The sequence below is a fragment of the Nostoc sp. NMS2 genome, assembly GCF_017115105.1.
GTDB lineage: Bacteria > Cyanobacteriota > Cyanobacteriia > Cyanobacteriales > Nostocaceae > Nostoc.
This window is the reverse complement of the sequence record NZ_JABXKH010000051.1, coordinates 1-8695: the sequence shown is the minus strand read 5'-3', so window position 1 is coordinate 8695 and position 8695 is coordinate 1. Positions and strand designations below refer to the sequence as shown.

Here is an 8695-nt window from a genome sequence, read left to right as displayed (position 1 = left end):
TCGGTTGGTTTACTCACTGCTGCTACTGTACTTCAGAAGACTGATAACCGCTATATGTGCGTTTAGATCCTCTGCGCTTAATTTTGATGGAATAGTGAGCTAAACCATATCTAGTTTGCATATCTAAAATTTTTATAATTTTTGTGGTCTGGGCCGAAAAGCCCGCCCTAATTATGCAATTTAAATGTGGAACAGCTTATAAGGGGTAAGCACTTAAAAAAGTGAAATACTACTGCCTTGGTTAATACCAAATTTTCGCCTATTCACCTGCTTGACTAGGCTTCATCATCCGATGTTTCTTCAATCTGGATTTCCCAAGGTTCTCCTTTATGATCTGGTGAAAAAAGGTGAATTTTGGCTTTATTGGAAAACTGCTTCAACTTTTTGATGAACTGGGGAATAGCATCGACTATATGCAAATAACTTTCTATGTCATAACAGATAATGAGTAACATCAAAGGACTAGTATTTATCTTGAAATACCAGTGACAATTTGATAGTAAAACTCGCATAATTGGGCCACAGGCTTGATAAAATCGCCTGCAAGTAGCTTCTTCTAGTTGTCTGTAGAATAACTCATTAAGTATAGGCGCTCCAGTTGGAGGCAAATCATCTGCGGGAAGGGGGGATTTATTCATAGCAAATAACTAGGGATTGGGAATTATTAGTCAAAAAAATACAATGCTCCTGCGTGTTTTCATCACGCCATCTATTCAAAGATGGCGTAACAAGCATTTTTGTAGTTGCACCCAAAGTCGGGAAATCATAGTAAATGTTCTTGTTCTTGTGTTGCAAGCCATTGCAGTTCTAACCACAAACGCGGATCTGTCTGCTTTACCTTCGACATCGGATCTCGCAGCAGATGCGTAGCATTTAGGCAGACAACTTCAACTAATCCTGCATATTCTGCTACTTCTCTGAGTATAGATATCTGGGCTTTGACAGCAGCAATCAGATTGTCAGGGCAATAAATTGTGAAGTATGGCAAAAAGTGAACACGAGGTCTTCCCCAATAAGACTCGATGAGTTTAACATGACAGTGTTTTAGCAATTCCTCAACTTGTGGGAAAGAATGAGCAATAACCGTTTTGAATTCTTTGACTAGCTCTTGTTCATACCAACTTGTGTTCATAGTTATAACTTTCATGTTGAAAGTAGCAATTGGGAATTTTGAATTGTGATTTAGTTTTTCTACTAATCACTGATAACTCAGCACTTACCAGCCTTGGCGCGAAGATTTTTTGGGGTACTGTGTAGTACAAAAAGGTCGGCGAAGCAATTTTTTACTAATGCTGGTTTCGTTCTCCTCAAACACTATCAAGTGCAATACTTGCTCTAGGAAACGCCGTTTGTCAAAAATGCCTTGAATCAGCACCTCTAGTTCAGTTGTGCCCTTGGCAGGAAAATCTTCTCCATCAATGGTGCGCCAGGGTAAAAACTCCTGCCAGTCTGAGGTTAATGTACCGACTCGTGCCCGATTTCCATAAGTAATAACTAGGAATGTATTGTAGTCAAACAGCTTTGGTATTTGTTCAATGTAGGTTTGAATTCGCTGATAACCTTCTTTGAAAATCGCCTGTTCATCACTTGGCTGAATCGAGACAATAACTGCCAAGGGTAAACCGTTGATAAAGACAACTACATCAGGACAGTGGGTATAACTCCCCTCAACTACAGTCAAGGGATGAATAGCTAGCCAATCATTGTTCAGTAGATTAGACGTATCAATGAGCGACACAAAGTCATGAACTATTTCTTCGTTATACAGGTATTCAACTTCCACACCATTGGTCAAGAATTTGTGAAAGCGACGGTTATTTTCCAGCAAGTCGGAACTCGGAATGTAAGTAACCTGATGGATAGCTGCGGCGATCGCCTCATGCGGTTTTTTCGGGTTAATTTTCTGCAAAGCGTCATGGAGGCGCTGATACAAAACCACCTCTCTATAACTACTCCGCCCTATCTGGTGCTTACCTAGAGTAATGTCTGGCTCTAATAAAACTGTGTAGCCAATGACCTCAAACCAAGTGAGCGTATATGGTGCGATCGCTTTGCCCAACCCAGGCATCGCAGATTGTATGGAATCAAAACGGCGGCGAAGTTTTTTTGTAACACGACTCGCTTTGGCAGTTGTTTTTTTTAGCTGTGCTGGATTCATCAACAGTAGAAGATTTTATTTGAGTCAATGCAGAAGCTCGCGCCTAGTTTGCTGAACATTGGTTGGTATATTCACCAATGGACGTATACGGCTTTTCAGTAACTATCAAAGCTGAAGTTGATCGGTGAGATTGTATCTAGTGCTACATATTACCAATAATATTGGTAATATTTCATAAATAGTTAGAGTTGGTTGTGTTTAATGCTTAACCTTTATCTCCTGCTCTAAAAACAGGTTGCCAATATCAAACAAAAGTTGCATGGTACCTCGGTAGCCAACCTTGGTGAACTGACCATGATCTAAGCGGTCAAAAATGGGAATCCCTTGACGGTAGAGAGGAATTTTTAAGCGTTGAGCGATCGCAACTCCATGAGAGTTGGTAATTAGCAAATCAGATCCAACCGCCAGTTGCTCAAAGTCTTCCAAATCGCCGATAGTGACGCTCTTGATCGGAAGTTTTTCTAACAGAGGAAAGCGTGTTGTTGTCACTGCTGAGTGAATCTGAACTCCTAGCGATCGCAAAAAAGCAACTGTTGACCAAAGTAAATCGGGTTCCAATGCCAAAGCAACTCGCTTGCACCCAAAGTAAAAGTGATTTTCCAACATCATATATTGTAACTGACGGCGTTGACGGCGGTATTTCTGTGGTACGCTGACGCCACTGATATCCGCCAATGCTTGCAGGAATTTATCTACTGCTGCTAGTCCCGTCAATTCGCCAAATACCTCATAAGGTATATTGAATCTCTGCTCCAAAATTTGCGCCCCACCGCGCATACTATCACCTAGTGCCAAAGTGAATACAGAACTACCAATTGAGCGCAACTGTGTCAATGTAGTGCCATTAGCTGTAATGGCACTAGAAGAATCTTCTATATGACCATCTAATGAGCCAGAAAGGTCAGGTACAACAATAGGTACAAGTCCAAAAGAAGTGACAATCTCTTTGATTTCCTGGACATCCCCTGGTGTGAAGGCAGAACTCGCCAAAATAGTGATTTGTGTAGGACAAGCGTCTTGCTTAGAGCTTTTTTGGGGGATTTCCCTGACTATACTCTCAACTGCACCAGCAAAGCCATCCTGTAACGTACCTTTGAAATCCGGTGTAGAGACAAGCACAATTGGTAAATAATCCAGTTCTGGGTGACGGTAGCGAATCTCCTTGACAAAGCGTCCCATGTCATCACCTCTGGTTTCCACCAGTCCAGTGCTACAAAGACCGATAATTTCTGGTTTGGATCTCTGCACCAAAGTCAAGATTGCTTGTTCAACTCTTTCCTCGCCACCCAAAATGGTTGCAACTTCGGTCATCGCCGTACTGGAAAGGGGAATCGCCTGACGGAAATGTTGTACTAATACCGCCTTAGTCAAAGCAGTACAGCCTTGAGAACCGTGTAATAAAGGCATCATTCCCTTCAACCCCAAAAAGGCTAAAACTGCACCCACAGTTTGGCTTTGCTTCAGGGGATTAACTGCAACTGATGTACTCGTAACGCTAATAATCGCCATCAAATATCCTCCTCTGAAGAAGATAAGGGGGATGAGGAAGTAATTTCTCTCCCTGCTTCCTCTACTCCCTCATCCTCTGACCACGGGGCTGGCTGGTATACTTGTTCCCACACAGGGTTGTAAAAAGCGGCATACAGTTCTCGTGCTACCTCTAAGATTCCTATATAGCCTGCATAAGGATGATTGCGTTCTTGATTAATATCTAGGAATGGAATTCTAGCAGTGAGAGAGGTGTCTTGATGGCGTTTATCAGCAATTAACATATCAGCTTGATTTTCGTTAATTATCTGTAAAATTTCTTCAGGACTATTTTGCTCTAGAATTATGCCATGTTGACCCAGCAAACTTTTGACTCTAATTCTATCCTCCTCAATATTATTCTTAGTCAGAATAGCAATAACTTCCATCGCCAATTTCTTAGCAGCAAAGATAATCAACCAACTCTTGAAACTTCCAATAGAAAGGATAATACGCTTACCTTGCAATCGGGTAATATACAGAGCGAGTTTTTCATCTATTGCAGCAGTTTCTTCTACAATTAACTTTTCTGTACCTTCCTGCAAATCAGAATTACCTAACTTTGCAGCAATATTCCTTAGACATTGATTGATTGACTCAATACCATAGATAGACTCTTCAATATAGGGAATGCCATATTTTTTTTCCATCCCTTTTACCACGTTGATTAGTGCTTTGGAGGAGAGTATGACGTTAAGCTTGGCACGATGGGCATAGCAAACTTCTTTGTAGATAGCATCGCCTGTAATTTTTGCCAAAACTCTAATACCTAATTTCTCCAATAACGGTAAAACATTCCATATTGCACCTGCGATATTATGTTCACCAATTAGGTTGATGTCATAAGGTGTACTAGTGTCTGGCTCGGCTGTTCCAATAACGTGTTCTAGCATTGCTTCACCAGCAACACGGTTGCCCAAATTTTGGTTCCCAATAAATCCAGGGCAATGTACAGGGATAGTAGGTATTCCTGTTTTCTCAGTGGCATTTTTGCAAACTCCCTCGATATCATCCCCGATCAAAGCAGTGATGCAAGTGGAGTAAACAAATACTGCCGCCGGTTTGTAGCGTCTTTGTAATTCTAAAATGCCTTTGTACAGTTTTTTGGCTCCACCGAAGATTATATCGTTTTCATCGATGTCGCTAGTAAAGCGTATCTTGTACAGCATCGAACCAGAAGAAAGACTGCTGTAACTTCCCCAAATACTGGCAGCACATCCACTCGGCCCGTGAACTACATGAGCAGCATCGGTGATTGGTACTAGGGTAATCATTGCACTATCAAAAGCGCAACTTCCTTGAGTAGTTCCAGGTTGGGGTAATTGTGTGGAGGACTTTTTTTTATGTAGTTTCTGCTGCTGACGAGCATCTTCGGAATTGGAGTCACTGAGTGAATCGTTGATTTTTTCTGGGGTAGGATTCATTTTTTTGGTGACAATAGGTAGAAGTTATTAGGTGTTAAGAGAATTCCAAAAGGCTTTGATATGATTTTAATTTATCAACCGTGTGTCTAAAGTATGGAACAAAAGGGAATGATCAAGAGAATTTCCCATTTCCCAAAACATAAACACCAACTAGGTTAGAGAAGGAGAAAACAAAAACACGAACTAGACTATTAAAGTATTAATGTTGCTGTATCGACCTTGAGAAATTAGTGCTAGCACGGTGAAGTTGAAACAAACAAAAGTTAAGATCGGCTATTCGATTATCTCCATTTTAAAGGATTTTTCAAAAGTGATGAGTGCTGAGTCCTAAGCAAAAAGTAATGAATAAGTAGTACTAATGAATCTTCCCACTCTTAGACGAAGCACTCGCTACTCAGAACTAATTTGATGCTTAGTCGGTCTAATTTTACTTTTGACTCAGCACGGGCTAAACCTTAGCTATCCGCTAACGTTATTCAGCACTAGGCACTGTTTATGTGAGAGGTGGGCTATTTTTGCCCACCTAAATATTTACTCTGTGTTTAGCACTTGAGTCTAAACAAGAAACTTACTTCTTCTAGCTACCAGAAACTATTTCTACGTTTCCTTTTTTCACTGCTTCTAGTGCTTCGCCTTGAGCATCTTCTAGCTTCTTAGCAGCATCTGCTTGGCTAATCATTTTTGCAGCATTTTCTTCACTTTCAAGGATGCCGAACTCAATCAACAAATCTTCTAGCTCATCCATCTCGATGGGTGTAGGAACAGTAAGATTTGTATTGTTGATAATCTTGTCCGCTAATGTACGGTATTCATTAGCTTGTTTGCTGTCAGGCGCATACTCGTTCACTGTCATCCGGCGCAATTCGGCGTGTTGCACGATATTGTCACGCGGAACGAAATGAATCATGTGGGTGTTCAATCTGGCTGCTAGGGTGCTAATCAGTTCGTCTTCTCGGTCAGTTTGACGGCTGTTACAAATTAGCCCACCCAAACGTACACCACCAGTATGAGCATATTTGAGAACGCCACGAGCAATGTTGTTGGCAGCAAACATTGCCATCATTTCACCAGAGGTAACGATGTAGATTTCTTGGGCTTTACCTTCACGAATTGGCATCGCAAAACCACCACACACAACGTCGCCCAATACGTCGTAGGATACGAAATCTACGTCTGAATAAGCGCCGTTTTCTTCGAGGAAGTTGATGGCAGTGATGATACCCCGACCGGCGCAACCTACACCAGGTTCTGGCCCACCAGATTCTACGCATCTGATATCCCGGAAGCCAGTGATTACCACTTCTTCAAGTTCGATATCTTCCACAGCACCCCGTTCAGCAGCTAGGTGCAACACGGTGGTTTGGGCTTTACAGTGCAGAATCAATCGGGTAGAGTCAGCTTTGGGGTCGCAACCCACAATCAAGATGCGTTGACCCTTTTCTGCCATAGAAGCGAGAGTATTTTGGGAGGTCGTAGATTTCCCAATACCGCCTTTACCGTAGAAAGCAATTTGTCTAATTTTGCCGTCGGACATGATGATTAATCCTGTAATTGTTTGTTTGCTGGGTCTGTCGGTTTATCAGGCATTGGTACTGTGTGCCTACCGAAGGCGATCGCGCTGTAAAATTTGACCTTATGTAGAACGTCGTTGGAGGTGCTCGTTCTACAGCAAAAAGAGTCCGAAGAAAGAACATATTCAAGTTGTGGTCAGTTTTCGTTGGTCATTAGTCATTGTTTTTTCTGACTAATGGCTAGAGCAATAAGACATTACTCAAGGAATATTGCAAGTATTACCATCCGCTCACTCAAATGATTTCTCTAGCGGTAGTAATACCAATTGGAAAAAAGAAAGCTACAGATTCCAAGCCGGAAACTCAAATTGAAATCCGAATTACGAATTGAGCATTATCAGTTGTTGTAATCAGAAAGAAGGTTGCTCATACCTAAAGAGTGGTTGCAGCAGGATTTAAATTTACGCCAAGTTTCCCTAAATCACACAACCAACCATTGCAATCCACTCTAAACAGTTGCTACAACTTCCCCAATTTTGCTGATATCGTAACCGCCAAGAATTTCAAATTGGGAGTGAACCATCCGATGTCCCAAAGTACTGAGCAACTGCTGTACTGGTGCTTCTTCTAAATATTCTTTAAGAATCACCAAATCATATCGTGACCGATGTAAAGGGATAAATCCCAGCCCAAAGGCGGTAGCTACAGATGCCGTACTTATACCTGCATCGGCAACTCCTCTGACTACAGCTTGAGCAACATCTTGGTGAGTTTTGAGTATATTGTCAAAGCCCTGAACAGCATCGAACGGTATCTGCTCCTTTTGGAGTGTTTGTTCCAAAAGCATCCGACTACCAGAACCTATTTCGCGGTTAACAATAGTCGCTCCCCCAGCAACTAAGTCAGTAACTGTTCTAATTCCCATTGGATTGCCAGACTTTAACAAAAGTCCCTCCTCCCAGACACCAAGGGTAATCAGAACTGCTTCCCTCCCAGCCAGAACATCTCGAACAAAGGGAGTATTATACTCACCAGTTTCAGGATCGTACAGATGCATCCCAGCAATGTGCGCCTCACCTCTGCATAGACTGTGCAATGCAGCCATGCTATTGGCGAAGTTATATTGAACTCGCAGTTGAGGATGCCAGCGTTCGGTGGCTCTTGCCCATAGTGAAATAACAGGGGCACAACCAGCAATCACAACGGTGTTGTGAAGTGTTTCGAGATTATCGTCTAAAAGACGGACTCGAACTTTATTTGTACCTGTAAGGCTTGTACTTTCACCGTCAGCTGGAATCATATCTTGGCGAAAAGCATCCTTACCAATCAAGGGATAAGCTATCCATTGTCCTCCCACACGAGCCACACTAACTCGTAGTTGCTGACCATTCGGAACAGGTTTGGCAAGAACGGCTTCAATTTCAGGTAAATCCCGCTCTAACCAGAATAGATCCTCAACTTGACAGCCAAGCGCTTTGGCCAAGCGAAGTGTTATGGCTACTGAGGGAGCATATAGTCCCGACTCTACACCACTAATAGTCTGACGAGTCACACTAGCGATGTTAGCCAAATCTTGTTGGCTCATGCCTAAGCGAGTTCTAATCGACTTCAAGTTATTACGGAGGTCACTATCCTGCTTCATTGGCTTTGTCTCTTGGTTTCAAAAAGCCGTAGCGGATTTAAATATTGCATCTGCCAAGGCGAAAGTCTGGTCTTTGAGTTTATATCATTTCTCTTTGACGAGTTTTTGTGCTTTCGCTGTCTTGATTCCCCATATAAAAAGACTATCACAGAAATTGCCAGTTTGCTTGCCAAGCGCAAATTATTTTTGCGGATGGTTACTTTTTACCTGCTCTTTATTTAGTTGGTAGAAAGTAGTATTCAATACAGTTTTAGAGATTAGTTTCAGCTTTGATGCTTGATAGGCGAGTAATGCAAGCCGTAGAAAACATACTACTAACCAATGAGAGCTCTTTGGGGTAAATCTTACCAGGGTTAGCGCGTCTCAAACCCTATTGACAGAGGGATTATGGCAGAGGGTCTGAGTTTGGGAGAGCCGCAGCCAAAACAGAAAC

7 protein-coding genes are annotated in these 8695 nt (G+C 42.1%); all 7 read right to left on the bottom strand.

Annotation, left to right across the window (positions count from 1 at the left end; all coding sequences use genetic code 11):
- Positions 1 to 275 precede the first annotated feature (275 nt).
- Positions 276 to 638, bottom strand: a complete 363-nt coding sequence (locus tag HWQ36_RS09540) for a hypothetical protein (RefSeq protein WP_292701147.1) — start codon at positions 636 to 638, stop codon at positions 276 to 278.
- Between the two features lie 125 nt (positions 639 to 763).
- Complete coding sequence (locus HWQ36_RS09535) at positions 764 to 1132, bottom strand: hypothetical protein (RefSeq protein ID WP_292701144.1); 369 nt, start codon at positions 1130 to 1132, stop codon at positions 764 to 766.
- Positions 1133 to 1216: 84 nt separating this feature from the next.
- Positions 1217 to 2158, bottom strand: a complete 942-nt coding sequence (locus HWQ36_RS09530) for a type I restriction endonuclease (protein WP_292701142.1) — start codon at positions 2156 to 2158, stop codon at positions 1217 to 1219.
- Positions 2159 to 2356: 198 nt separating this feature from the next.
- Positions 2357 to 3667 (bottom strand): nitrogenase iron-molybdenum cofactor biosynthesis protein NifN, encoded by a 1311-nt coding sequence (gene nifN, locus HWQ36_RS09525; RefSeq protein ID WP_292701139.1) that lies wholly within the window; start codon positions 3665 to 3667, stop codon positions 2357 to 2359.
- Positions 3667 to 5109 carry a nitrogenase iron-molybdenum cofactor biosynthesis protein NifE gene (gene nifE, locus HWQ36_RS09520; RefSeq protein WP_292701136.1) on the bottom strand — a complete coding sequence of 481 codons (1443 nt, stop codon included), beginning with the start codon at positions 5107 to 5109 and terminating at the stop codon, positions 3667 to 3669. The genes nifN and nifE overlap by 1 nt, the downstream gene beginning before the upstream one ends.
- 577 nt (positions 5110 to 5686) lie before the next feature.
- Entirely contained in the window at positions 5687 to 6643 is a 957-nt protein-coding gene (nifH, locus tag HWQ36_RS09515) for a nitrogenase iron protein (RefSeq protein WP_174709898.1), read from the bottom strand.
- Positions 6644 to 7128: 485 nt separating this feature from the next.
- Positions 7129 to 8262, bottom strand: a complete 1134-nt coding sequence (locus tag HWQ36_RS09510) for a substrate-binding domain-containing protein (protein WP_292701128.1) — start codon at positions 8260 to 8262, stop codon at positions 7129 to 7131.
- Positions 8263 to 8695 lie beyond the last annotated feature (433 nt).

Bases quoted from the DNA above. Each gene is read 5' to 3' on its own strand.
- HWQ36_RS09540 (WP_292701147.1), bottom strand. From the start codon at position 638: ATGAATAAATCCCCCCTTCCCGCAGATGATTTGCCTCCAACTGGAGCG.
- HWQ36_RS09535 (WP_292701144.1), bottom strand. From the start codon at position 1,132: ATGAACACAAGTTGGTATGAACAAGAGCTAGTCAAAGAATTCAAAACG.
- HWQ36_RS09530 (WP_292701142.1), bottom strand. From the start codon at position 2,158: ATGAATCCAGCACAGCTAAAAAAAACAACTGCCAAAGCGAGTCGTGTT.
- nifN (WP_292701139.1), bottom strand. From the start codon at position 3,667: ATGGCGATTATTAGCGTTACGAGTACATCAGTTGCAGTTAATCCCCTG.
- nifE (WP_292701136.1), bottom strand. From the start codon at position 5,109: ATGAATCCTACCCCAGAAAAAATCAACGATTCACTCAGTGACTCCAAT.
- nifH (WP_174709898.1), bottom strand. From the start codon at position 6,643: ATGTCCGACGGCAAAATTAGACAAATTGCTTTCTACGGTAAAGGCGGT.
- HWQ36_RS09510 (WP_292701128.1), bottom strand. From the start codon at position 8,262: ATGAAGCAGGATAGTGACCTCCGTAATAACTTGAAGTCGATTAGAACT.